This is a genomic window from Congregibacter variabilis, from assembly GCF_045689235.1.
Classification (GTDB): Bacteria; Pseudomonadota; Gammaproteobacteria; order Pseudomonadales; family Halieaceae; genus Congregibacter; species Congregibacter variabilis.
The window spans coordinates 3,742,365-3,768,301 of the sequence record NZ_CP136864.1 but is presented as its reverse complement, the minus strand read 5'-3'; the positions used below and the strand labels follow the sequence as shown (position 1 = coordinate 3,768,301).

Sequence of the window (25,937 nt, the reverse complement as noted above, 5' to 3'; positions counted from 1 at the left end):
CGCGAAGAACTATTGCTCGAGTGTTTCATGGTCTAGGTCATTCCCAATAGTGATCAGATGTTACCGCTAGCCGCCCAGAGAGAGCGTAGCCTCTTTTTTGTTGTTCTTCGGCGGTGGGCTCTTTGCCGCGCTCGCCTGTTTGCTTGCTGCGGCTTTCGGTGTCGCGGCCGCTGCTGCGGTCGATGCCTGCGAATCAGCCGCCGGCGCTTTCTGCGCAGCAATGACCGGCAGCGGCGTTAGACGACGCACATCGCGGGCTCCTGCACTGACAAATACCACCTCACCCAAAGACACCGACTGCAGACTCCATCCGGCGACCGTATCGCCAATACCGAGACGCATGAGCTTGTCCTTGTGAATAATGATCGCCTTGCCTTGATCACCAGCACCCACAGCGCCGGCCACCTTCAAGTCTTCGAGTCGTCGCGCAGGCTTACCATTACCTGGCGCAGCTTTCTGAGGAGGCGCCGCTTTGGCATTGGGCCGGCGAGACGCCCAAAACAAAGGCCTCGATTGCAACTGCAAGCTTTGGGGCGCCGTGATGGCGCCGGTCACAGTGGCATCGGCGACACGCAAACTGTCTTTGGCCGGCTCTACCGCTGTCACCGTAGCCTCACTAAAGCGGCCGAACATCCACCAGAGGATTTGCAACAACACGACCAGGAGCAAAGCGATCACAGCCAGCTCCAAACGACGCTCCGAACGCTCTGGATTGGCATCCACCTGATAGCGATTTCGGATAAGAGTGATCAGGGTCATGGCAGAGCCCTCAGCACCATCAGCTGTATCACTGCGGTAAGAGACTGCGCGTCCGCCCCGTTAGCTCGAGCATTCGCGCGTGCCGGAAATGTATCGAGGGACTCCACCAACAACTGGGGACGATAAGCCGCAATGCCAATCAATGCAGCATCAAGCCCCGGCAGTGTTCCTGTAACCGTCAACTTCACAGCCACCCGATCAAACTGCTCACCCGGTCGTACAGGCATGACCTGACTATTACTGACCGACATTCCGGCCTCAGCCAAAAGCTGCCGAACATCAGCCTGCAAGCGTGCAGCCAGTGCTGATGGGTCCTCGGATGCAGGGAACGCCACCTCGCGTAAACGCGCGGCCGCGAGCTGACTTTGCGTGGTGAGCTCTGCCTCGTTCTCTAACAAGCCCTGAAGCCTCGCCACTCTCGGCTCGATGCGCCCCCGATCGGCTGCGTAGTCAAAGCCAAGGCCAAGAAGTCCAAACACAGTTTTGACGTAGAAAAAAACCGGCAAAACCAGCGTGAGCGCAATTAGCAGTGCAGCTCGCCGATGCAAACGAATCCAGTTCATGACTCGTCACCCGCTAGTTTCACCGATCCAACTTCGATATCCAGATGAAACTGCTCAAGACCCGTGTTCCCTACGGCTGTGATCGCCTGTGGTGCGGTAACGCTAACAAACGCCGGAGTTTGAGCCAGCGTTTGCATAACCACCGCAGCATCTTTTGCTCGCCCGCGAACCCTTAGCTCACGACCGCGCATAGAAAAATGCATGATGTATGCCTCATCCTCGAGTAGCTCGGTGAGGCGCGCAATCTCAATATGCGGATTGGGGTAGTCAGCGACAAAGGCATTCGCAGCGCGCACGGTCTCATTAGCGTCAACCAGGGTCGCTCGCATCGCTGACACGGATTGCGACTCAGCTTGAACTTTGCTCTGAAGACGCTCAAAGCGCTCCAGGGCACTACGCTGCTGCACCGCGAAAACGGCGGCAGACACCAGCACCAGAACCAGCACCCCACCGAGTAATAAACCACTGCGCAGTAATCGTCGCCGGTAAGCCACTTCTCTTTGAGCTTCGCCGAATCCTGAAAGAGCCACTAAAGCGCCATTCGCTTCGGCCCAAATTTCGGGTTCTCCGTCATTTTGGTCTTTGGCGGCGACCTCAGTCTCACGCTTCCATCTCTCTATAGAGGAGCGCGACGCGATCGCCATGCTCACCTGTATGGACTGCGCATCACGATCGGTCTCACACCAACCATAAACGCTATCTTCCGCCTTAAAAGGACTCGCCGCGGCGACCTCCATAGCCAGCACCGCTGGAAGCTCCGGCTCGGCAGCAATAGGCAAACTCAGGCTACGGGCCAGAACGAGATCATCTGGAAGTAAATGTGCTGTGCACGGCGTAAGGTTTTGCGGCGCCGCGGACAGAGGCTTACCGCCCTGAAACAGCTCGGTTCTGCCGTCACGATAAAGCAAGACAGGCTCGTCAAGTTGCTGGCGAATCGGGGATCTGGGGGACAGCAATAGCTCCCGCCACGCGGACAGCCATTGCTGAACGATGTGACGCATATCGATGCCAAAAAGCATCCACTGATTGCTTTGCACTGCCACCTTACTACTCTCTCGCCATATTTGTTGCTGTGCTTAAAAAAGCATGCGCTGTTCGCAGCATGCGCCTAACCCCTCGAGCCCGGCCTGTTCACAATTCGGGCAGGCTCTGTTCTATATACACGCCAGGGCAATGCACCCCGCGATGCGCTCATCGACACCCAACGCCGACGCAGCCAAACGGTATCGCCGACTCTCACCAAAGCATCAACGCGATACCCACTAAAACGCGCAGCACCAACCCTCACATCCGGCGGTGCCTGCTCGGCAGCCAAAAGCCGCTGTGCCGGCGTCAACCCGCGCACCAGGCCCATCACGTGGTTTGCCCGTGCGCTCGGCCGAGACAGCCCTACTCCGCCAACCGGTACTGCAATGTAATCACGCAGGCGATCCCAGGTTCCTCGATTCATGCCCTGCACACTCAGAAGGTCCTCAAGAGCGTCAAATCGCGTTGCCTTGGCGCCCTCTGAACCAAAACGCCATTGTACAACAGCGTTTGCAAGGAACTGTGCACTGTCTGCTTGCAGTGCGCCGGATACTTGCAGCGCATTAGCCAGTAGCGCCGGGGTCGCTGCATTGATATCGACCAGCCACTGCGTAGGCACCGCCGCCACATCTATCTGTAACTCTCCCAGCTGGTAGCGCTGCTGCGGTAAGCGCGGCGGGGCGTCTTTGGCATACACCCCATCCTGTATGTCCGCCAGCAGCAGATTCACAGCTCCATCGCCCGCAGTGGCGGCCTGAGCTCGCCCCATATGCAATTGTGCAAGTCGTACATCGGTGCGCGCGGACATCACAACGCCCGCGACAAGCAGCGACATACCGGCGATAAACCAAACAACCACCGCCAAAGCAACACCTGCCTCGCGGCGGGAATGCGCCATCATTGCGCTACTTCCATCACGATGTCCGGCCAGTAACGCTCGCCGGCCCGAATCCGCAAACGCACCCACCCCGGCGGCCCGCGACCATCCCACTGAGACGCCCACTCGCCTTCAACCTGACGACGATACGCCACCGCAAACTCCTGCACGTCTTCGACTAACGTGCGTGCAGAGGCTTTATTCCAATCTCCGACCTGCCCAAAGACATTCATTTTCTGCCATCGCAGTACGATATTCGGCCGTTCCTCGGCTATTCTGACCACGTAGCTGCCGCCTGCGCGCTCGCCAAACATCATGGTGGTCTTCCACATAAGCTGCGTTGAAGATGCCTCAAACACTGTCATCTCGGCGCTCCCGCCGCCTACGCTTAATCCGCCACTACTACTGCCCACAACCGCGGACTCAAGGGCATCGCGCAGAAAGCTGCTAACACTGCGAATCTCGTCATTGCGATCTGTGACTCTGTTAAGAGAGGTCTGCGTTGAAGCCAGGGTACGAAGCCCGGTGACCGTCGCTAACATGACCAGCGACAAGATGGTCACCGACACCATCATCTCTACAAGGGTAAAACCCTGAGATCTACGAGATATCAACGGGGTTGACCGGCGACGACAGAACTAAGGTTGATGCGTCGCTGACGGGTTCCGTCGGGCCAGGAGACTGTTACATCTATAAACTGCAGTCGCCCACCGCCCAGAGTCGACCCCCGAGGACGCGTAACGGGCGAGGCAGCCACCTGCCACACAAATCCGCCGCTGGTTTCACCATTCTTCTGAATGCCTTCCAGTGGCACGACGCTATTGTCAGCAATCAGCGATCGGCCGAGCTCCACTGCATAGGCATAACGCTGGTCTGCCCGAACGTTTCGTGTGGCACCACCGACAGATTGATAAAGCGCGCCCAGGGCCATACCCAGAATAGCCACAGCTACCAGCATCTCCAGCAGGGAGAATCCCCGATGAGCGTGACGAGCTCGCAGGCGCGATCGGTTCATCCCTGAGTCAGCGCTGCTTGCTGGACGCGACCCACCAGCCAATCGACGCTAATGCGCGTGCCAGAGCCATCGTCCCGAGCAATATCGATACCCCCACCGCTCGCGCTACCATCAGGATAAAAACGAATCACCCCGACGTTCTCACGATTTAGCTCCGCCGCACCATGAACGGTAAGCGTGAGTCCTTCGGGCAAAGTGTGCGTTTTTTTTCCGTACCAGATTCGTCGCGTGGATGGCCGAACGTTGACGTCCTGAACGCGCCCGGACGACAGCGCTCGTTCTCGAGCCGATGACAGCATTGCTACTGCGTCACGCACCGCTTGCCGGCGCTGCATGCCGTCGTAAAAGCGTACCGAAGATGGGACGGCGGCAACCATAATCAGAGCTGCGATAGCCAGCACGACCATAAGTTCAACCAGACTGAAACCACGGCCACGGAGGTTCCGCGGCGCGAGGCCTGACATAAAACTACTGCCAGTTGCCGACGTCGGCATCTTCACCATCACCACCGGGAGAGCCATTCTGACCATAGCTAAAAATATCCAGCTCGCCACGCTCTCCGGGGTACTTGTAGAGATAATCCTGCTTCCAGGGGTCCTGGGGCACATCACCTTTTAGATACGGACCATTCCATCCTGCCGTCCCACCAGGCTTCTCAACCAATGCCTGAAGGCCCTGGGCGGTATTGGGGTACCGCCCGACGTCAAGCTTGTACATTTCCAGAGCCTGCTCCAGATCACGAATCTGGATAAGTGCGGTTTTGGTTTTCGCCCCACCCAATTGATTCAGGACCTGCGGGCCTACCAGGCTCATCAACAGCCCCAGGATCGCAAGCACGACCAGCAGTTCCATGAGCGTAAAGCCCGACTGCTTATTCCCCGTGAACCGCTGTCTACGCGACGCTGATGTTCGTGTAAAACTCATGTCTGCCTTCCCGTTCATGTCTTGGTTCATCATTCAGCATCAAGGGCCATTCCGTTTTGGTCCTTCAAACGCTAATACCTAATAGCTAATAACACTTACACGGCCAGATCATTCACCGACAGAATGCCCATAAGGATCGCAATAATAATTACCGCAATCACCGCCCCCATCGTGAGAATCAACAGCGGCTCCAATAAAGTAAGACTGCGTTTCACCCCGGAGTTCACGTGATCGTCGAAAACTTTTGCAAGCTCCAGCATCATCGTGTCCATGGCGCCCGACTCTTCACCCACCCGAGTCATCTGGATCACCATAGGTGTAAACATCTTTGCGTCGGCAAGCGCGACAGACATGCGCTGCCCCGCCTTCACTGCAGGCGGCAAAGCCCCGAGAGAATCTCGCAGGACCACGTTCTCCACCGTCGCTATGGCTATATCGATCGCACGCAGTAGTGGAACACCGTTGCCAAGCAGCGTTCCCAGCGTGCGTGCGAAGCGCGCCATCTCAAACTCAAAAACAATGCCGCCGAACAATGGCAAACGCAGCAAACGTGAATGCCAGCGTCGGCGCCCTTCATCACTACGCAGCCAGTTACGTATCGCGAGCACAATCACCGTCCCGAGGATCACAATCACCCAGAACCAAGCGGTCACAAAATCTGCGGCGTTAATAACTACACGGGTAAGCGTGGGCAGGGACTCACCCATATCGTTAAACAGTGATTCAAATTGCGGCACAACAAAGGCGAGCATCACCACGATAGAAAGAACAGCAACTACCAGCAGGATCGCCGGGTATATCAGCGCGGAGACCACGCTATCTCGAGTCGCCTTTGCGGTCTCAAGGTGCGCCACAAGGCGGTCAAGCACCGCCGACATTTCGCCACTGGCTTCACCGCTGCGCAGCATACTCAGGTAAAAACGCCCAAAGAGCTCTGAGTACGGTTCCAAGGCCGCACTCAGGGCCTTACCGTCCTTTATAGACTTGAGCACATCCGACAGCAGCGCGGCCATAGACGGCAATGACGCCATCTCGATGAGCACCTTTAATGAGCGATCAAGGGGCAAGCCGGCGCGCAACAGCACCGCCAACTCTGTAGTCATGGACAACACGTCCTGGCGTGATGGAGGACGACCACTGCTGCGCCCTAATGCGCTCCCCGCTTCTTCGCTCTTCAGCGACAGCAAGGTGAGGCCTCGGGCACGCAGTTGACGGGACGCGAGTTCCTGCCCCGGCGCCTCCAGCGTGCCGTCCACCGATTTTCCGTCGCGTCCTACGGCCCGATAATAAAAGACAGCCATAGCTTAGGCCGGCATCGGCTGGATGCGGCTCACTTCGGCCGAGCTGCCCGCAGGCAGAGTCTCTTCGGCTTCACTTTGATCCTGGGTAACGCGCAGCACCTCTTCAAGAGAACTTTCACCCGCCACAACTTTACGCAGCCCATCCTCATACAAAGTAATCATGCCCTGAGCACGAGCGGCGGTGTGCAGCTCTGAAGCATCAGCGCCGGATTGCACAACACGGCGGATATCCTCATCGAGAAGAAACAACTCGTGGATGCCCGTCCGTCCGGAATAGCCGCTTTGCAGGCAGTGCTCGCAGCCCTGTGCCTGGTAAACAGTTCGCTCACCCGGCGGCAGAAACCGTTTGATTCCACACTGAGCTATCGCTGTGTCAGACAACTCTACCGGCGTCTTGCAGTGAGTACACAAAGTACGAATCAAGCGTTGCGCCAGGACACCGTTGACCGATGAGGTGATCAGGTAGCGCTCTATTCCCATGTCTTCAAGCCGCGTGATCGCACCCGCTGCGGTGTTGGTATGCAGCGTCGATAGCACCAGGTGTCCGGTCAATGCCGACTGGACCCCGATCTGCGCTGTCTCACCATCGCGCATTTCGCCGATCATGATGATATCGGGATCCTGTCGCAAAATAGCGCGCAGTGCCCGCGCAAAGCTTAGCTCTATCTGTGCCTGCACCTGAATCTGATTCACGCCGGCCAGTTGGTATTCCACAGGATCTTCAACAGTGATGATCTTACGATCCCGCGTATCCATGGACGCCAAAGAGGCGTAAAGGGTGGTGGTTTTACCCGAACCAGTGGGACCCGTGACCAGTAATACCCCATGAGGTCTTGCCAGCAATTGCTGATAGCGCAGTAAAGTATCCTGACTAAAGCCCATGTCGGGGAGTGATAACTGGATACTCTCTCGATCGAGCACCCGCATGACAATACTTTCACCGTGTACTGTCGGAATAGTCGATACACGAAGATCCAATTCGTGACCCTTCACCCGGGTCATAATCCGACCGTCCTGAGGCAGACGTCGCTCCGCAATATTCATGTGGGACAGCAGCTTGATGCGCGACGCGATCGCCGGAGCCAGACTCGCTGCAGGTGGATCAGTCATGTCCTGCAGCACGCCGTCAACGCGATAACGTAAATGCAATCCGTCTTCGAAGGGCTCGATGTGAATGTCGGATGCCGACAGATCAAGTGCGCGATGGATCAGCTGATTGACCAGGCGAATAACCGGCGCCTCGCTGGCTAGATCCCGCAGATGCTCGATAAACTCATCGTCGCTCTGCCCCGCAAACTGATCCAGCGCTTCTTCTTCGTCGTCATCCGATCGATTCTCACTGAGCATCTGTTCAAGCGCGCGGGACACATCGCTGTCCGTGCCCAGTACCAGCCTCACTGGACGGTCCACCGCCATTGCAAGCGCCTTGCTGAGGTACGCATCCTGCGGGACTGAGGCGGCGAAACACGCTTCGCTATCGCTCAGGGACACTGGGACTACGTTGTTACTGACAAGAAATTCGCGCGCCAAGCCATCGAGAACAGGCGGAGACTCGGGATAGTCGGAGCTCGTTAGCAAAGGAACGCCCAGTTGCTCACTCAGGGCCAGGGCAACATCGACCTCGGACACCAGGCCGAGCTTTACCAATACGCGACCCAACAGATCGCCCATCTCTGACTGCGCCAGCAAACTTCGCTCCACATCGCGGGCAGAAAGCTTGCCCTGTGCAACCAGAATTTCGCCGAGTTTATGTGTGGCCACTGTCTAAACTACCCTGTTGCTCGACTGATGCGCCGGGGCCAATTTGCCCGACCAACGTACCCAGCCCTACATCTGAATTTATCGTCCATCTAAATGAGACGTCTCAGAGGCCAGTTAATTCAACGCAGTTTATCACAGGGCTGAGTTTTTCCGGGCGCAAGCCGCGCCCGGTTATCCCTGGGCTTAAGCCGAAAACTCATAGTCTTTGAACTGCTCGCGCAAGCCTACCTTATGAATCTTTCCGGTAGCGCCATGCGGTAACTCATCAACGAACTCCACGGCATCGGGCGTCCACCACTTGGCGATTTTGCCGTCGAACCAGGCGAGCATTTCTTCGGGGCTCAAGTCCTGGCCATCAGCCGTCTTAACGACCACCAGCAATGGCCGCTCAGACCACTTGGGATGGTAGCGACCAATGACAGCCGCCTCGGCGACCTTTGGATGGTCCGTGGCAGCGTTTTCCACATCGATAGACGAAATCCATTCACCGCCGGACTTGATCACATCCTTGGTACGGTCGGTAATGGCCATGTAACCGGTGGGATCAATCGTTGCGACGTCCCCGGTCTCAAACCAGCCCTCCTCGGCATGCGCACTCGATGCATCGCCCAACTCGTAGTAATCCGAACAGATCCAGGGCCCACGCACCTTTAAGGACCCAAATGCCTCGCCATCCCAGGGCAGTTCCTTGCCCTCATCATCAACGATCTTCATTTCTACACCAAAAATAGGGCGTCCCGCCTTCAGGCGCTGCTTCGCAAATTTCTCTTCACCGTATTCTGCGCGCGCTGCGGTGCATTCATTCACGGAGCCTAAGGGGCTCATCTCGGTCATCCCCCAACCCACGCGCGTTTCCACGCCGTAGTGATCGAAGTCTTCCATCACAGATAGCGGGCATGCAGCGCCGCCAACAATAATGCGCTCCAGGGTCTCCACCGTTTTGCCCGATTGCTTGAGGTAGGCAAGCAGCCCAAGCCATACCGTTGGCACGCCGGCGGACATGGTGACGCCTTCATCATTAATCAGTGAAGCGAGAGTCTCACCATCCCCCATTTTGTTGCCCGGGAACACCAGCTTGGCACCCACCATTGGGCAGGCGTAGGGCGTACCCCAGGCGTTAACGTGGAACATGGGCACGATGGGCAAAATCGCATCGCGACCAGAAAGCCCCATGGCATCGGGCATTAGCGTTGCGTAGGCATGCAGCATCGTAGAGCGGTGGGAGTACAAAACGCCTTTGGGATTACCCGTAGTACCGGAGGTGTAGCAAAGCGCGCAGGCCTCCCGCTCATCCAGCTCTGGCCAGTCAAACTCGTCAGAGTGGCTGTGCACCAGGTCTTCGTAGCAACTGACATTCTCAAGCGTGGTCTCGGGCATTTGTTCTTTGGAGGTCAAAACCACCCACGCTCGAACATTCGGGCACTGCGCAGCCACGGCTTCTACAAGGGGCATGAAATCGGCGTCCACAAAAACCACCTGATCTTCAGCATGATTAATGATGTAAACAATCTGTTCTGGAAACAATCTCGGATTGATGGTGTGACACACAAAGCCACTGCAGGCTGCGGCGTAATAGGTCTCGAAATGCCGATAGTCGTTCCATGCCAGCGTCGCGATTCGATCGCCGCGGTTCAGCCCCCAGGAGGCCATGCCGTTGGCCAGCTGTCTGGTGCGTTGGAACGCATCCTTGTAGGTGTAGCGGTGTCGAGGGTTGTCGCGGGTGACAGAGACGATTTCCTGGTTCCCATGCACCCGTTCTGCATGCGCCATGATTGAGGTAATAGTCAGTGAGGTATCCATCATCAAACCGTTCATTGATCGCTCCTTTACGAGTTGCACTTGTTATTCAGGCCGGCAACGGCCATGAAATATGGAAGATTATTGTGTTTAGTCTGGGTCTTTTGCCTGCCAGCGCTCACCGCTGAGGGCAGCCCGTCCCTCGCGCTCAAGTTTAATCAAATGAGCTTCCATAGACAGCTTTGCCCAGGGATAAAGCGCAGGATCCACGTCGTCGTAAACGGTCTCAACCAGGGTATCAAGATCGCATAAGCCCAAGGCATTGAGACCCGCCAGAACTTTGGCTTCGCGACCCAGACGATGGGCAACCAGACCCTCGATCTCCGCGCGGCTCTCAAAGATCAATTCTCCATGTCCGGGGGCGATAGAATCCAGCGGGTAGTCCAAAAGCATCTCAAGAGAGGCAATGTAGGCCTGCATATCGCCCCCGGGGGGAATTATCACCACGGTGCTGCCATTCATAATGTGATCGCCGGCGAACAGCATCCGCTCGTCTTCTAACAAAAAACAATAGTGATTGCTGACGTGACCCGGCGTGTGCAGCGCAAGCAAAGATAGCTCTTCGGTTTGCAAGCGGTATTCGTGCTCAAGTTTTATATCGGGGCTGAAGGTTTCGTCCTGGTGATCGTCGCCTTCTGGCAGTGCACCAATCACCGTGGCACCGGTCGCCTCGGCGACCGCTTGCCAGGCCGGCGAATGGTCCGGGTGTGTATGCGTACAAATAATGTAGCGAATGCGACCGTCGCCAGCTGCCAGAATTGCCTCAATGTGAGAATCGATCGCAGGTCCGGGATCAACCACGATCAGGTCTTTGTCGCCCAGCAGATAGGTATTGGTGCCGGGACCCGTCATTGCTCCCGGATTCGGCGCGACAAGACGACGCACTCTCGGACTGAGACGCCAGGGTTTTCCGTGTTCGAGCACGTCAGATCAACTGGCTGATGGGAACAAGGGGATCGACATCGGCGTCGTAGTCCACGCCATCAACCTCAAAGCCAAACAGCTGTAAAAACTCCCTACGGTAACCGGCAAAATCTGACAACTCACTCAAGTTATCAGTAGCGACCTGCTCCCAAAGCTTACCCACTTCGGCCTGCACCTGGGGATCCAGCTCCTTGGCATCGGCCCGCAGGCGCCCCTCGTCATCAAGCTGCGGCTCGGCGGCATACAATGAATCCCGAAACAAACTATCAACCTGCTCAATGCAGCCCTCGTGCGTTCCCCGCGCCTTCATGACCTTAAACAGAATAGCCAGATAAATGGGCATCGCAGGAATCGCCGCGCTCGCCTGAGTGACTACGGCCTTGAGCACAGAAACCCGGGCGTCGCCGCCCTTAGCCGCCAGACGCTTTCGAATATCCAGAACGCGTCGATCCAGATCCTTCTTGGCCGCGCCTATGGTGCCATGCCAGTAAATATCCCAAGTCAGCTTTTCTCCAACATAGGTGTAAGCCGTCGTCTTGGCACCATCAGCGAGAACGCCCGCCTCATCCAGAGCCTCGATCCAGAACTGCCAGTCCTCTCCACCCATCACAGCAACAGTGTTATCAATCTCCTCCTGCGTCGCTGGCTCCAGATGAAACTCCTGAATCTCACCTTTATCGGTATTGATGCCCTTTTGTGTTGTCGCTTCGCCGATGGGCTTTAAAGTAGAGCTGTGCACTTCACCCGTGCGAGGATGCAACCGACGGGGCGATGCCAGGCTGTAAACCACCAGATCAACCTGCCCCATGTGAGCTTTGATTTCCTCGATAACCCGTTGCTTCACCTCGTCACTGAAGGCATCGCCATTTATGCTCTTGGCGTACAAACCAGCCGCTTCGGCCTCAGCATGAAATGCAGCCGAGTTATACCAACCCGCCGTACCCGGCTTACGTTCCGTGCCTTCTTTTTCAAAAAACACCCCGAGGGTCTCGGCACCACTGCCAAAAGCAGCGACAATTCTGGAGGCCAAACCGTAACCAGTGGACGCACCAATCACCAACACGCGCTTGGGTCCATTTTCCACCGCACCATTGCTGCGCACATGGGCGATCTGGCGTCGCACGTTCTCCGCGCAACCGACGGGGTGGGTTGTGGTGCATAGAAAACCGCGGACGCGGGGTTTGATAACCATAGAGCGCTACCTTCTTTTATTTTGTATAGCATCGAGTGAGGCAACGGCACATCCCGCGCCTGAACACCGGCATATGCCGTCCGTAAAGAGGCGGAATTCTAGCACAGGGATCAGGGTCTAGCGGTGGTCTCGACGGTTGCTAATCCAGACAGTTTGATAGGGTTCCAGCAGCATTTGCTGCTTGTTGCAGTCCTCACCAGAAATAAGGTCAGACCAATCCTGCGCTTCGATAAGGTTGATATCAGTGAGCTGCAAATACTCCGGTTCATTACTCACATTGCTGACACAGAATATGCTTTGGCGCCGATCCGAGCTTTGACGCCAAAACCCAAAAAGGCTTGAACCGAGGTGCAATGTAAATTGCGTGGCGTTGGGGTGGAAGGCAGATTGCTTTTGCCGGATCGACAGTAGATTCATGATCCCGCTAAATACCTGAGCGTGATCCGAGTCGGTATCCCCAAGCTGTGCTTCGAGTTCTTTGAGCTGCCATTGATGACGGTTGATGGCTCGGTTTTGGCCTGTACTCTCCAAACGCTCCTGATCATTATGCGTACCTACGAGACTGTGAATGTAGATACCTGGAATCCCCTCCAGACCCAGCATAATAGCGTGGGCGCAGATGAAACGCTCAATACCGTATTCATCAGCGCCGGCAGTCGTCCCCTGAAGAGCATCGATGAGCGCAATGTTGATCTCATAGGGCTTGTTCTGGCCGTCCTCCAAAGCGCGATAAGACACATGTCCGCCAAATCGACGCATGGTACTGATCAGCGTCTGCAGTTCCTCGTCAGATAAGAGGCCCTCAGCCGGACGAAGACCAATGCCATCATGCGAGGCAATGAAATTAAAATATGCCGTGCCATGCTGCGGCGGAGGCATGCTCATCATCCATTGCTTCAGATAAAAGCAGTCCCCCGTCACCAGGGTATTAACCAGCAAGGGCGGCAGCGAAAAGTTGTACACGCAATGCGCTTCGTTGCCGTTGCCAAAGTACGAAAGGTTTTCCTGGTTAGGAATATTCGTTTCGGTGATGATCATCGCATCGTCGCGGGCATGCTCTATCAAGGTTCGCAGCAGGCGCACTACCTCGTGTGTCTTGCGCAGGTTCAGCGAGCTAGTGCCCGGCTTCTTCCAGAGAAACGCCACGGCATCCAGACGGAATATCCGTACGCCGTTATCAAGGTAGTGGCGCACGATCTCGACCATACGCTTGAGCACTTCCGGGTTTCTAAAATTAAGGTCAACCTGATCATGACTGAAGGTGCACCAGACGTGGCGAGTACCATCAATCGCCTCCACTTCACGAAGCAAAGGTGAGGTTCTTGGCCGCACAACCAATGACAAATCATCTTGGGGTGAAGCAGTCGCAAAGTAGTCCTTGCCAGGCTCTTCGTTGCGCAAAAAGTTAGCAAACCATTGGCTGGCACTGGAACAGTGATTGATGACCAGGTCACCCATGAGGTTGTACTTTGCCCCAATCGCCAACACATCATTCCAGTCGCCCAGAGACTCATTAACTTGCAGGTAATCAATGACGGAAAAACCATCGTCCGAGCTCCAGGGGCAAAACGGCAGGACATGCACGCCCGTGATACAGCCATCGGCATAGTGATCCAGCCAATATTTCAGCGTCTGAAGCGGCGCTTCGCCCTCTTTTTGGATACTGTCCCCATAGGTAATCATCAGCGCATCACGCTGATCCCAGTGGTTGATTTGAGGATCGGGCTGCGGCATGTCGTCGTCCAGCCGCATGATATCCAGCAACTCAACGGCGAGCGCCTCCATCTGCGGACTGATCTCGCCGCCGGCATAGATGACAGAAAGCTGTTGAGCTACGCGGTGAGACAAGCCCGGGCGATACTCGCCGTGGGAGCTCGAATGCTCAGCTTGGGGCATACTCCGCGGTGTCCTCTTCTACTGCCTCAAGTAAACGCTCTCGAACTGAAGGCATTGCGCTACTCACCCGAGACCAGCTCGGAATAAATGGCCGCTCCATGGGCCGATCAAGAAAAGCCTCGCCGGCCTTCATGATGTTTTCAGCAAAGAGCTCCACCGCTCGCTCCTCACTGTGTAAATCATATTCGAGTCCGTTCATCACTGCATCATTGTGGTAGGTCTCCACAAAATCCAGAGCGACCCGGTAATAACTGGCTTTTAGCGTACGAAAGCTCTCGGTACTAAACACCACGCCGCGCGTTGCAAGCTTTCGAAACAATGCTTTGCTGATATCGATGGACATCCGCGACAAGCCCGCAGTGGCATCATCTGCCGACAACTTTTGGTGCTTGTGATCGTAGGTGTCGGCGATATCCGCCTGACACAAACGGTTATTAGCGTAATTACGATGCATCTCAGACAGCACACCAATCTCCAGACCCCAATCACTGGGAATCCGCAAATCGTTGAGTACATCCCGCCGGAAAGAGAATTCGCCGGCCAGCGGATAACGAAAGCTATCCATATAATTGATGTACTCCATGTCGCCCTGGGTCTTCTTCAGTGCGCGTAAAAGCGGCGTCACCAGAAGACGGCTGACACGTCCATTAATCTTGCCGTTGGCGACCCGGGCGTAATAGCCTTTGCAAAACTCGTAATTGAAGTTGGGGTTGGCCACCGGATAAATCAGTCTTGCGAGTAGGGAGCGGTCGTAGGTGAGCACGTCACAATCATGGAGTGCAATGGATTCCACGCGATCTGCCGCCAGAATGTAGCCCATGCAGTACCAGACATTGCGCCCCTTACCCAACTCCCGGGGAGCAAGATCCATCTCGCGCAGCTCGGCGTCGATTGCCTTCAAACGGGGGCCGTCATTCCAGAGCACCCGATGAGGCTGAGGCAACCGGGAAAAAAACTTGAGCGCGTCGCGATACTGCTGCTCGGTTGCGGAATCCAGTCCGATAACGATCTGCTCAAGGTAGGGCACCTTCGCCAGATGTTCGACGATGCGCGGTAACGCCTCTCCCTCAAGCTCGGAATACAGCGATGGTAGCAGGAGCCCCATAGGGCGAGACTTGCTAAAGCCCACCAGCTCTTCTTCCAAATCTGCAACCGGTCGACTCGAGAGGTTATGTAAGGTGGTAATAATGCCGTTCTGGTAAAAATCCGCCATTCTCAAACGTCCTCTCGAGACTGATACAGGCCACGCAACCATTCGCGAACCCCAAATGCCCAGGCCTGTGGCCCGAAACCTTCTCCAACAATAACGCCGTCTTTTCGTTCAAGCCTCGGCAGCGCACGGTCATGCGCGGGTATCTGTAAAGCCCGATGAGCTAGTTCGAGCATGGGGATGTCGTTCTCTCCATCCCCTACCGCAAGATCATAAACAGCCGAAGCCTTTGCGGCCAGCGCATATTCCTGACGTAGCCAGAGCAACGCCTGCCCCTTGTCGCAGTCTCCGGCAACGCTGTAAAAGCGCCCACCCTTGAGCACCTTCGCGCCGGCTGCCGAGAGCTCATCCAAAAACACTTCAAGCTCCCGCTCGCTCCCGCGCCATTGCACAGGCTCACTGTACTGACGCTCATTGGCCAAAGCTGCTTTCTCGGCACTGAGGCCGGTCATCTGAGCTATGCCGGCCGTGCCTGCGGTGGCGAAGTCCATGAAGCATCCGGGCATCTTCTGTCGCAACTTATCGATGGCGTTCTGCCAATGACCCCGCGACGGCACCAGTTCCCGAACCCAGTAACCCTCGCGAAGCTCGGTACCAGCAGGCTGCTTTTGAAAATACCGCTGGGGCACATAAATCGCGGCGCCGTTTTCAACAATAAACGGATGTTCATTGCCAAGCTCCGCGCGTAGCTCCAGCATTTCTGCACGAGTTTTACTCGATGCGAGAATCACAGGAATGCGCATTTCCTCAAGCAGCTGCAGCACCGGCTTGGCCGGGTCATAGCTGTAATCATCATGATCCAACAGGGAACCATCCAGATCAGTGATGAGCAAATGGACGACGCTACTCAAGTCCGCAGCTCCAAGCCATGGGTTCTAACGATGCTGCGATCGCCGCTCAGCTTCAGAAGGACATCGACTCGCTGGGGCATGTCGCGCAAACACTGTCGGGTATAGCGCTCAAAGTGTTGCACGAACCGACTCAAGGCCGCATCACTCATCAAACCTTCGCCCTCCCCCGCAACAGATTCACGGAGTTTTTGCTCCTGCTGTGTTCGCCAGCGCAGAACCTCGTCAAAACCGGGAGCCGCAAGCATCACCCAAAAATCAAGCTCAGCGTACAAGGCCTCATACTGATCTTTGAGTAACTGATTCGAATACGATCTCCAACGAGCGTCGGGATCTTCATCTCTTTCCAGGGCATTAATTGGCTGTGCGACCACCTCGGGTGTCTCGCTTTTAGCACCGAGACACCATCCTTCAAGCACGACCACGTCTACCGGCGCATCAATAAGCGTCCAGACATCCTTTGCCGCTCGATCATCAGTAGACTTGTCAAATCGCGGTATGAATACCGGCCGCTCAGACTCCTGCCCTAAAGCTTTTAAGACATCGCGCAGCAGGCCTACGTCATGTGTGCCGGGGACACCACGGGTGAGTAGCAGAGGGTGAATGCGCTCAGCAAGCTCCCGGCGCTCTGCCCGCGTAAGATAGAAATCATCCAGAGATAGCGCGACTGCAGTAAGTCCGTGCTCCTCCTTCAGGCAGCGACAAAGGTAGGCTGCCAATGTGCTTTTGCCGGACCCCTGACTTCCGTTGAGTGCAATCCTTAGCGAAGCACCACTGGCTTGTCTTCGTTTGGCAATAATCGCCGCCAGAGGCTCAAAACATCTATTGGCGGTATCCAGATAATCATCAGGTAGCCGATGCTCTTCAAGAAAACTCTCTTGCCAGGGTTTTGCTGCAGAGGCGGTATCAGATGGAATCAAAGTAATAACTTACGAATGTCCCCAAGGAGTTGGCACAGCTCAGTAAGGAAACGACCGGCATCACCACCGTTTACCACTCTATGATCGTAAGAGAGCGCCAAGGGCAACTGCAGTCTTGGCTGAAAACTTTGCCCATCCCATACCGGCTGAGTATCTGCACGACTGACTCCCAGGATCGCCACTTCAGGCGCATTCACTATGGGGGTGAATCCTCGTCCGCCAATAGAGCCAAGACTCGACACAGTGAAGCCGCCGCCCTGCATATCTGCTGGCTTTAGCTTGCGATCCCGGGCCTTGCCAGCGAGCTCGATAACCTCGTCCGCAAGCTCCCAGAGAGTCTTTTGATCGACATCGCGAATCACTGGCACCACAAGTCCTGCGGGTGTGTCGACAGCCATCCCAATGTGCACGTAGCGCTTGTAGGTCAAGGTGCTGCCACCATCACTGAGAGACGAATTGATTTTTTCGTTGTGTTTGAGTGCCACCGCGCAGGCTTTGAGTAAAAACGGCAGTGGTGTCAGACGCGTGCCACGCTTTTCGGCCTCGGCTTTTAAAGACTTTCTAAAGGCTTCCATTTCGGTGATATCCGCATCATCAAACTGTGTTACGTGCGGAACATTAAGCCAGCTGCGTTGCATATTTGTGGCGGTGACCTTGTCAATCTTGCTTCGCTCGACAACGTCCACGGGGCCAAAAGCCGAGAAGTCTACATCGGGGATGCTCGGTATTCCGGCGCCACTAGCGCTGGAACTGGGGGCTGCGAGAGCGCGACTGACGTATTGATGAAGGTCTTCTTTGAGAATGCGGCCTCGCGGACCACTGCTTTTCACAGATTCAAGTGGCACGCCAAATTCTCGGGCAAGGCGACGAACAGCCGGACCGGCGTAAACGCCTTTACCCGAGGAATCAGGCGCATTGACAGCGCCCTGGCTAGCCGGTGCAACCTCAACTGGAGATGCTGCGGGCGCACTCACGGCAGCCACAGGCGCTGGAGCGCTTTTAGATGCATCCACCGATCCAGATTGTGCGACAACGGCTTCAAGGACCAGAAGCACATCACCTTGCTTAATCTGCTGTCCTTCCTCTACTTGTAGTGCTTTAACCACACCTGATGCGGTGGACGGCACCTCCATGGATGCCTTATCAGTTTCCAGCACAACCAGGGTATCGCCCTCGGCAACACTGTCACCCACGCTCACAGAGACTTCGATGAGATCCACCGCCTCATCGGTACCAATATCGGGCACGATTACATCAATAAGCTGCGACTCAGCCGGAGCCGAGTCAGAAGCATCAGCGTTATCTTCAGCGGCAGATTCCACAGGCGCAGGCTCCTGTATCTTTTCCGCGCTAGATGCGGAATCAGCCTCAGTTGCCGCACCGGCGGTTTCGATGACCGCTACCGCGGCGCCTTCGGCCAACTGATCTCCCTCCTTGGCCAATACTTCTACAACCGTACCGGCCACGCTCGAGGGTATCTCCATTGACGCCTTATCAGATTCAAGAACCAACAGCCCCTGATCTACATCGACGCTATCGCCGGGACTCACCAGTACTTCGACTACTTCGGCAGCATCTGAACCACCAATATCGGGGACTAGGACTGTTTCCTGTGCCACGGACTCTCTCCTCGCTCTGGCGCTATCAGCGCTGCGCTAACTGCTTTTTATATTGTTGTGGGATCGACTTTGTTCGGGTCAATTCCCAGAGCGTCCCGTGCTGAGGCCACATCCTGAGAACTGTATTCACCGCGTGCCGCAAGGGCCGTCAACGCAGCCAGCACGACAAACTCCCGGCTGACTTCAAAAAAGTGACGAAGCTTGGCACGGGTATCACTGCGTCCAAAGCCGTCGGTACCCAGCACGTAGAGTTCCGCCGGGCACGCAGAACGCAATTGCTCGGCAAAACTCTTCATGTAATCCGTGGCAATCACCACCGGAGCGTCGTTAGCCTGCAACTGCTCGGTGAAGAACGCGGTGCGCGGCGCCTGGTCAGGATTCAACATATTCCATCGATCTACCTGTTTGCCGTCACGCTGCAACTCATTGATGCTCGTCAGGCTCCACACCTCAGCATCAACGCCGTAGTCGGCGCGCAACATTTCTGCAGCAGCTTCTACTTCGCGCAAAATACTGCCAGCTCCGCACAGGCGTACGCGGGGAACATCGGCCTCGGCGGCTTTTAAGCGATACATGCCTTTGACGATGCCCGCCTCCACGCCTTCTGTTTCTGGCATGGCCGGCTGGGGATAGTTCTCGTTCATTGTGGTGATGTAGTAAAAGCGATTTTCTCGCTCTGAATACATGCGGCGCATACCGTCCTGAATAATCACCGCCAGCTCGTAGGCGTAAGTGGGGTCGTAACTGACACAGTTGGGGATCGTCGCGGCCAACAGGTGGCTGTGGCCATCCTGGTGCTGCAAGCCCTCGCCGTTAAGCGTCGTACGCCCGGAGGTGGCTCCCATGAGAAACCCGCGCGCCTGACTGTCGCCAGCGGCCCAAAGCAAATCGCCAATGCGCTGAAAACCAAACATGGAGTAAAAAATATAGAAGGGCACCATGGGGTAGTTGCTGGTGCTATAGGACGTTGCCGCGGCCAACCATGCAGAGCCCGCACCTGCCTCGTTAATACCCTCTTCGAGAATTTGTCCTTTGATGTCTTCCTTGTAATACATGATTTGATCAGAATCATGCGGCGTATATCGCTGCCCCACAGAAGAGTAAATCCCGAGCTGTCGGAACATCCCTTCCATTCCGAAGGTCCGCGCCTCATCGGGCACAATCGGTACCACACGATGACCGATAGCCTTGTCCTTGGCGAGAGTCGATAAGATGCGCACAAAGGCCATGGTGGTCGAAACGCTGCGATCGCCACTGCTTTTTGTCTGCGCTGAAAACGCCTCTAGCCCCGGCACCGGCAAGACCTGCGCATCGCTTCTGCGCGACGGTATACAGCCCCCTAACTTACGACGCCGCTCGCGCATATAACGCATTTCGGGGCTGTTTTCGTCAGGTCGGTAGTACGGTACCGAAGGTAAATCTTTGTCATCAATGGGAATCGCAAAACGATCCCTGAACGCCTTGAGTGCCTCGATGTCCAGCTTTTTGAGAGAGTGCGTTTCGTTACTCGCCTGACCCGCCTCTCCCGTACCGTAACCTTTCACGGTCATGGCAAGAATCACCGTGGGACGCTCAAACTGCTCTGCGGCTTTGGCATAGGCGGCATACACCTTATAGGGATCGTGACCACCGCGATTGAGATACATGATGTCATCGTCAGACAGGTCTTTAACCAGATCCAAAGACTCTGGATATTTACCAAAGAAGTGCTCTCGGGTGTAGGCCCCGCCGTTGTATTTGTAATTCTGGAGTTCGCCATCACAGACCTCGTCCATGCGCTTTTGCAGCATGCCGGAGTCATCGCGTTCCAGAAGCGGGTCCCACTTGCGACCCCAAATAACCTTGGAAACATCCCATCCCGCGCCGCGGAATACGCCTTCGAGTTCCTGAATAATTTTGCCGTTGCCCCGCACCGGACCATCCAGGCGTTGCAGGTTACAGTTCACGACAAAAATGAGGTTGCCGAGCTTCTCGCGTCCAGCCAAAGAAATCGCCCCGAGAGACTCAGGCTCGTCACACTCACCGTCGCCCATAAAACACCAGACGTTGCGGTCTTTTTGATCCACCAGGCCACGATCACTTTGATACTTCATGACCCGCGCTTGATAAATCGCCTGAATCGGACCCAGACCCATAGACACGGTGGGGAACTGCCAGTAGTCCGGCATCAACCAGGGGTGTGGGTACGAAGACAGTCCGTTGCCATCGACCTCACGTCGAAAGTTATCGAGCTGACCCTCTGTCAAGCGGCCCTCTAAATAAGAGCGTGCATACATTCCGGGAGCGCTGTGGCCCTGATAGAAAACCAGATCACCGGGGTGCCCGTCGTCGGTACCACGAAAAAAGTAGTTGCAGCCCACGTCATAAAGCGTGGCGGAGGACGAAAAGCTGCTGATGTGTCCACCCAAGCCCTCGTCGTTGTCGTTAGCGCGCATCACCATGGCCAGGGCGTTCCAGCGCACTAGTGAGCGGATACGACGCTCCATAAACAAATCGCCAGGCATGGGCTTTTCGTCTTCGGGGCTGATGGTATTTCTGAAAGGTGTCGTAATCGACGGAGGCAGTGGCACGCCCGTATCAACGGCATGCTTGGCTAACTGGATCATAAGGTAGCGAGCGCGACTGTCGCCGCCATCGCGCACTACGCTATCCAGTGAGTCCAGCCATTCCCGGGTTTCGATGGGGTCGATATCGTCGATCATTGCTGTAGTCCCGCCAGCGCTACGTGACGAACACCCAGTTTGGGCCTCCGCCGAAACGCTACTTAGTTCTTTATTAGAATTAACCCGAGGTAATCAACGGTCTCGAGCACGCTTCGGCGAATCATACGGTGTCTAAATTTTGATCACAAGTCCCACATAACTCTCAGATGGTTCTATTTTGATACTCATTAACTCGCGACGTGCCGGAATCCACTCCGTCACGCCGCGCCCTCAAGCAAGGAGCAATGACAAGGATGTCATAGGGGCGAAAGATCCACCGCATAAGTCTCGCGACCATGGCGCAAAGCCTCGGGACTTGCAAAGACTTCGCTGTCCGACTCAGGTGTCACCCCTTTGGCTCCGGGACTCAGCGCCAGCAAGGATCGCGGTGCATCAAGGAACAATTCTCGATACGCCTGCTGCCAATCTTCATAGCTGATGGACTCCACAGCAGCCGCCATTTGCTCCGGGCTATCAAACATCCACTGCCTGGTGGCGATGGACTGCCAGTAAAACTCTGCCCGCTCCTGCAAATTTTCGTGAGGCTTGAGCGTCGCATTAATCAGCGCCTGACGGTGTCGCTGGAACTGCTCTTGGGTGATGTCATTTAAAGTACCCACCAGAAACTCCTGCATCGCGTCAAAAACATGGGCAGCAGAATGCGACGGAGACTGGATAAGCAACAAAAGCCCCGGAACATCATATTGCGCCCAGGGGAAGCTGGATACGATGTAGCCCAACTGCTGCTCGGTTCGCAGCTGCTGAAAAAATCCTGACTCAGTAATCTGCGCTGTCAGAGCCACGAGCGCCCGGTCACTCCAGCTTTGCCCGGCGCCCTGCAGGTACCACGCGACGACTGTGTCGTTGTGCTCAATCTGCGAGTGAAGTTCCAAAGACTCACGCTCCGCGATCCGCAACACCTGCGGCCCCAGAGCTGGCTCACCGTCACCATCGCGCAATACTGCATCAAGCGTCTCGGACATCACCTGAACGTCGCTTGAGGGGTAGTTTCCGTACAACATCGCTTCGGCTCTCGCAGAATCCCAAAAGGCTTTTCGGTAGTCATCCAGAGCTTTGACATCCAGCGCTTCCAGCGCGGCAATCAATTCGGGCTCATCGTAGGACCCGCTAGATAGCGCCCGTCGCATATCATCCATAAGTTGCGAGCTGGGGCGACGTGCCACGGTGTTCTGTAGTTCCAGAACCATGTCACGGCGCAGGCGCTCGAAGCGGGCAGGGTCAAAGGACTGCTGTGCAATACTGGCCAACAACTCTTTGAGCAGCATAAGTTGCTTATCGTTATAGCCACTCACCCGCATGCTAATGCCCTGGGCATGGTTATAAAAATTAAAGCCCAGTCCGGCGAGCAGTGCCGGATAGGTGTACTCACGTAGCGAGTCGGTCACCATTCTTGTGTAAAGGGCCGACGCAGCCTTTTGTTCCGCAAAGGCCGAAACCAGCGGCGATCGAAAGCTCACGTACATGGCTCCCTTGGGAACCCGAAACTCATCAGCCTGCTTAAACCAAACTCGTTTTCGAGGCTGCTCTACCCGTAGCTCGGGCAAGGCGGGGTTATCGTCCGCCACGGTGACGAGCTCCACATCCTCGGCAATAAACGGGTTGGCGGCCGGCAAATGTAACCCTGCAACATCTTCAGTTCGCCATCTCGACAACATCAAGGCTTCGGGCCCCAACTGACTGTAATTAACGCCGTAATACGGCGACTCACGATCAGTGGTCACTTCTGGCGCAGTGAGCACAACCTGCGCCCTGGGCGGCGTCAGAGTCTCGAGTGCATCGTTAATCATAGACGCATCAAAGTCGCTCATCAGGTAAGGCCCCTGAAGCAGATCCGCATCCTGATAGTAGTGCATGGAATTACTCAGACTACTGACGTATCGCATGGGCGCAGAGGGCTCCCGGAAACGAAATGCCAGGGCGGATACCGCCGATTGCTCTTCATAGATCCACTCTTTGGGGTCTTCAGAGCGCAGCAAGTCGAGATAGGCAAATACGGCTTGTAAAACACGCTCGTAATCTGCCACACCTTTTTCTGTGAGTGCGATGGTGATTGAGAGCAAGGCTCCCCCACGCCAGCTCAGACCCGTGCCCGAAGACAAACCGTCTGCCAGCCCCTCGCGTTTGAGCAGCGACAAAAGGCTGCCCTCCCCCTCATGTCCAACAAGGTTAGACACATAGCTCATGGGTTTGGCGTAGTAGTCGGCGCGATAATCGGGAATCTGGAAATTCACCTCTAGTTGTCGCAATGTGCCTTGGGGCTTGACCTTCAGCAGCATAGGCAGCTGGGAATCAACAAACAGCGGCACGTCAATCTGCTCAAGCTCTACGTTAAGGTTTGGAACTGCCGAGAACATTTCCTCGGCCATCACCTCCAGTGCATCCAAAGGCTCTCTACCAAGAATCACCAAACGCATGTTGTCAGCGGAATAATGCTTCTCGTAAAAATCCAGCAGGTCGTCGCGAACTGACGCATCAGGCCGATCAGCAAGGCTTTCCAGGCTTCCCACGGCAAACTGGCTAAAAGGATGCTCTGGATTCATTGACGCCTGAAGCACATCTAAGCCGCGACGACCGTCGCTTTTCAGGCCCATCTGATATTCGGCCTCTACGGCGTTTCTCTCGCGGTCGACGTAGGCCTCGTCGAAGTTCGGCGCAATAAAAAACTGCGCAAAACGATCCAGTGCATCGGGCAGGTGATCTGCGTCAACATCAAAAAAGTAGTTGGTGTGCTCGAAGCTGGTGTAGGCGTTTCGCGTGCCGCCATGCTCGGTAACAAACTGCTCATACTCCGCAGCATCGGGATACTTTGCCGTACCCAGAAACAGCATATGCTCCAGAAAATGCGCTAAGCCACCGCGACCCTCAGGGTTGTCGCCGCTACCGACCTGCACATCAAGTGATGCCGCCGCTTTGGGTGTCTCTGGATTGGATACAAGAAGCGTTTTCAAGCCGTTGTCCAAAGTCACCAGACGATAGGCGAAGCGATCGTTAGGGCTCTGAATCGGAGTTACCGATGATGAGGGGGGTTCGGGGCTAGCACAGGCGGCCAACAGCCCAACAAGCACAAACAGACTGGCCTGCACCGCGCGGGCCGCGGCGATTTGGATTTGCATAGTATTACTCCGCAGAGTTGGGTATAGCGACGGTTTCGCGTTTAGGCCAGGCGTTAATCACAGCCTTGATTAACGTGGCGAGGGGTATGGCAAAGAACACGCCCCACAGCCCCCAAATACCGCCAAAAAACAAAACCGCCACGATGATTGCGACAGGATGAAGGTTAACGGCTTCTGAAAACAACAGGGGCACCAAAACGTTACCGTCCAGCATTTGTATAACAACATAGACCGCCAATACCCAATAAAATTCCGATGTCAGTCCCCACTGAAAAAGCCCTACTGCCGCTACCGGCACAGTCACGATAAATGCACCTATATACGGAATGATTACCGACAGCCCCACAAGCAGACCAAGCAGAGCCGCATAACGCAGGCCAAGCCCTGTAAAACTGACATAGCTCACAGCACCAACGATAATAATTTCGACCATTTTTCCTCGGGCGTAATTAGAAAACTGGACGTTCATTTCTGCCCAGATTCGGTTCAGCAAAGGTCGGTTTTCGGGGAGGAACGCAGCCAACCACCGGCTTATCTGCGCACGGTCCTTAAGTAAGAAAAAGACGATGATTGGCACGAGCACCACGTACACCGACAGCGTCATAAAACCCGGTATGCGTGCCAAGGTCATGGTCACCACTTTTTGGCCAAGACCGGCAATTTCCCCCTGAATCCCCGCAAGCACCTGATCAATTTGCGCTTGGCTAAAGGCCTCCGGGTAGCGCCCCGGTAGAATCTCGAGCAGATCACGGCCCTGGTCGATCATACGGGGCACTTCGGTTATGAGCCCGATGGACTGACGCCAAACAAGTGGCAATAGCCCCAGAAGCACTGCAAAGAAAGCCCCCATGAATGCTGTAAACGCGATGAAAAATCCAAGCCACGGAGGCAATCCGAGTCGGCAGAGCAGGTTCACAACGCCCTGCACGAGATAAGCCAGGACAATTGACGCCAGCAAAGGCGCAAGAATGTCTCCGATGGTCGCCAGGAGCACCAGCGATAGACAGATCAGCACCAACAGCAGTACTGACTCCTCTTCAAAGAGATAGCGCTCGTACCACTTGTTAAAAATCTCAAGCATGATCAGTTTTTACGCAGTAAAAAGTGAAATTCATCATCCGCATCCGCCACCTCAAGCAACTCGTGCCCACTTTGCTTGGCAAAGACCTCAAAATCACGCCGTGAGCCCGCATCAGTGGATATCAAATAGAGCGTCTGCCCCACTTCCAAAGCATTCAGTCCGCGCTTAGCCATTAATAGTGGCATGGGGCAGCGGTGCCCGCGAGCATCGACCTGTGCATCAGCATCATGACCTATTCCCGCGTCAGATGCTTGCTCACTCTCAGTAACCAACAGACAGACTTCCTTATTTTCGTAGCGACAATGGACACGGCAAACACTGCGTGACTTGATGCGAACTTAAGGGCCGCTATGTCGTCCAATAGTTTAATGGGCTGACGGCAAATCGA

General features: G+C 55.5%; 22 protein-coding genes. All 22 read right to left on the bottom strand.

Going from position 1 to position 25,937, the window contains the following annotated elements:
* Positions 1 to 66 precede the first annotated feature (66 nt).
* Positions 67 to 759, bottom strand: a complete 693-nt coding sequence (locus R0135_RS16905; RefSeq protein ID WP_407348079.1) for a hypothetical protein — start codon at positions 757 to 759, stop codon at positions 67 to 69.
* Complete coding sequence (gspM, locus tag R0135_RS16900) at positions 756 to 1,322, bottom strand: type II secretion system protein GspM (protein ID WP_407348078.1); 567 nt, start codon at positions 1,320 to 1,322, stop codon at positions 756 to 758. The genes R0135_RS16905 and gspM overlap by 4 nt, the downstream gene beginning before the upstream one ends.
* Positions 1,319 to 2,365: a PilN domain-containing protein gene (locus R0135_RS16895; protein WP_407348077.1), complete on the bottom strand. Its 1,047-nt coding sequence runs from the start codon at positions 2,363 to 2,365 to the stop codon at positions 1,319 to 1,321. The genes gspM and R0135_RS16895 overlap by 4 nt, the downstream gene beginning before the upstream one ends.
* Before the next feature lie 65 nt (positions 2,366 to 2,430).
* Positions 2,431 to 3,249, bottom strand: a complete 819-nt coding sequence (locus tag R0135_RS16890; protein WP_407348076.1) for a hypothetical protein — start codon at positions 3,247 to 3,249, stop codon at positions 2,431 to 2,433.
* A complete protein-coding gene (locus R0135_RS16885; protein ID WP_407348075.1) occupies positions 3,246 to 3,839 on the bottom strand; it encodes a type II secretion system protein J in 594 nt (197 codons plus the stop codon). The genes R0135_RS16890 and R0135_RS16885 overlap by 4 nt, the downstream gene beginning before the upstream one ends.
* Positions 3,836 to 4,240, bottom strand: a complete 405-nt coding sequence (locus R0135_RS16880) for a type II secretion system protein (RefSeq protein ID WP_407348074.1) — start codon at positions 4,238 to 4,240, stop codon at positions 3,836 to 3,838. Before R0135_RS16880 ends, R0135_RS16885 begins: the two co-directional genes overlap by 4 nt.
* A complete protein-coding gene (locus R0135_RS16875; RefSeq protein WP_407348073.1) occupies positions 4,237 to 4,704 on the bottom strand; it encodes a Tfp pilus assembly protein FimT/FimU in 468 nt (155 codons plus the stop codon). Before R0135_RS16875 ends, R0135_RS16880 begins: the two co-directional genes overlap by 4 nt.
* Before the next feature lie 4 nt (positions 4,705 to 4,708).
* The gene (gspG, locus tag R0135_RS16870; RefSeq protein WP_407348072.1) at positions 4,709 to 5,164 is read right to left on the bottom strand and encodes a type II secretion system major pseudopilin GspG; all 456 of its coding nucleotides are present in this window, start codon (positions 5,162 to 5,164) and stop codon (positions 4,709 to 4,711) included.
* A gap of 95 nt (positions 5,165 to 5,259) precedes the next feature.
* Positions 5,260 to 6,465, bottom strand: coding sequence for a type II secretion system F family protein (locus R0135_RS16865; RefSeq protein WP_407348071.1), 1,206 nt, complete (start codon positions 6,463 to 6,465; stop codon positions 5,260 to 5,262).
* Between the two features lie 3 nt (positions 6,466 to 6,468).
* Entirely contained in the window at positions 6,469 to 8,226 is a 1,758-nt protein-coding gene (locus R0135_RS16860) for a GspE/PulE family protein (protein ID WP_407348070.1), read from the bottom strand.
* Positions 8,227 to 8,409: 183 nt separating this feature from the next.
* Positions 8,410 to 10,041: a long-chain-fatty-acid--CoA ligase gene (locus tag R0135_RS16855; protein WP_407348069.1), complete on the bottom strand. Its 1,632-nt coding sequence runs from the start codon at positions 10,039 to 10,041 to the stop codon at positions 8,410 to 8,412.
* Between the two features lie 72 nt (positions 10,042 to 10,113).
* Positions 10,114 to 10,947, bottom strand: coding sequence for an MBL fold metallo-hydrolase (locus tag R0135_RS16850; RefSeq protein WP_407348068.1), 834 nt, complete (start codon positions 10,945 to 10,947; stop codon positions 10,114 to 10,116).
* A 1-nt stretch (position 10,948) separates the two neighbouring features.
* Positions 10,949 to 12,139 (bottom strand): enoyl-ACP reductase FabV, encoded by a 1,191-nt coding sequence (gene fabV / locus R0135_RS16845; RefSeq protein WP_407348067.1) that lies wholly within the window; start codon positions 12,137 to 12,139, stop codon positions 10,949 to 10,951.
* A 117-nt stretch (positions 12,140 to 12,256) separates the two neighbouring features.
* Positions 12,257 to 14,035: a sugar phosphorylase gene (locus R0135_RS16840; RefSeq protein ID WP_407348066.1), complete on the bottom strand. Its 1,779-nt coding sequence runs from the start codon at positions 14,033 to 14,035 to the stop codon at positions 12,257 to 12,259.
* The gene (locus R0135_RS16835; protein WP_407348065.1) at positions 14,022 to 15,248 is read right to left on the bottom strand and encodes a glycosyl transferase; all 1,227 of its coding nucleotides are present in this window, start codon (positions 15,246 to 15,248) and stop codon (positions 14,022 to 14,024) included. Before R0135_RS16835 ends, R0135_RS16840 begins: the two co-directional genes overlap by 14 nt.
* Positions 15,249 to 15,250: 2 nt before the next feature.
* Positions 15,251 to 16,096 (bottom strand): HAD-IIB family hydrolase, encoded by an 846-nt coding sequence (locus R0135_RS16830; RefSeq protein ID WP_407348064.1) that lies wholly within the window; start codon positions 16,094 to 16,096, stop codon positions 15,251 to 15,253.
* A complete protein-coding gene (locus R0135_RS16825) occupies positions 16,093 to 17,013 on the bottom strand; it encodes a hypothetical protein (RefSeq protein WP_407348063.1) in 921 nt (306 codons plus the stop codon). The genes R0135_RS16830 and R0135_RS16825 overlap by 4 nt, the downstream gene beginning before the upstream one ends.
* Complete coding sequence (aceF, locus tag R0135_RS16820) at positions 17,010 to 18,632, bottom strand: dihydrolipoyllysine-residue acetyltransferase (protein WP_407348062.1); 1,623 nt, start codon at positions 18,630 to 18,632, stop codon at positions 17,010 to 17,012. The genes R0135_RS16825 and aceF overlap by 4 nt, the downstream gene beginning before the upstream one ends.
* A 47-nt stretch (positions 18,633 to 18,679) precedes the next feature.
* Positions 18,680 to 21,334 (bottom strand): pyruvate dehydrogenase (acetyl-transferring), homodimeric type, encoded by a 2,655-nt coding sequence (gene aceE, locus R0135_RS16815; RefSeq protein WP_407348061.1) that lies wholly within the window; start codon positions 21,332 to 21,334, stop codon positions 18,680 to 18,682.
* Between the two features lie 257 nt (positions 21,335 to 21,591).
* The gene (locus tag R0135_RS16810) at positions 21,592 to 24,468 is read right to left on the bottom strand and encodes an insulinase family protein (RefSeq protein ID WP_407348060.1); all 2,877 of its coding nucleotides are present in this window, start codon (positions 24,466 to 24,468) and stop codon (positions 21,592 to 21,594) included.
* A 4-nt stretch (positions 24,469 to 24,472) separates the two neighbouring features.
* Positions 24,473 to 25,549: an AI-2E family transporter gene (locus R0135_RS16805; RefSeq protein ID WP_407348059.1), complete on the bottom strand. Its 1,077-nt coding sequence runs from the start codon at positions 25,547 to 25,549 to the stop codon at positions 24,473 to 24,475.
* Positions 25,550 to 25,551: 2 nt separating this feature from the next.
* Positions 25,552 to 25,821 carry a sulfurtransferase TusA family protein gene (locus tag R0135_RS16800; RefSeq protein ID WP_407348058.1) on the bottom strand — a complete coding sequence of 90 codons (270 nt, stop codon included), beginning with the start codon at positions 25,819 to 25,821 and terminating at the stop codon, positions 25,552 to 25,554.
* Positions 25,822 to 25,937 lie beyond the last annotated feature (116 nt).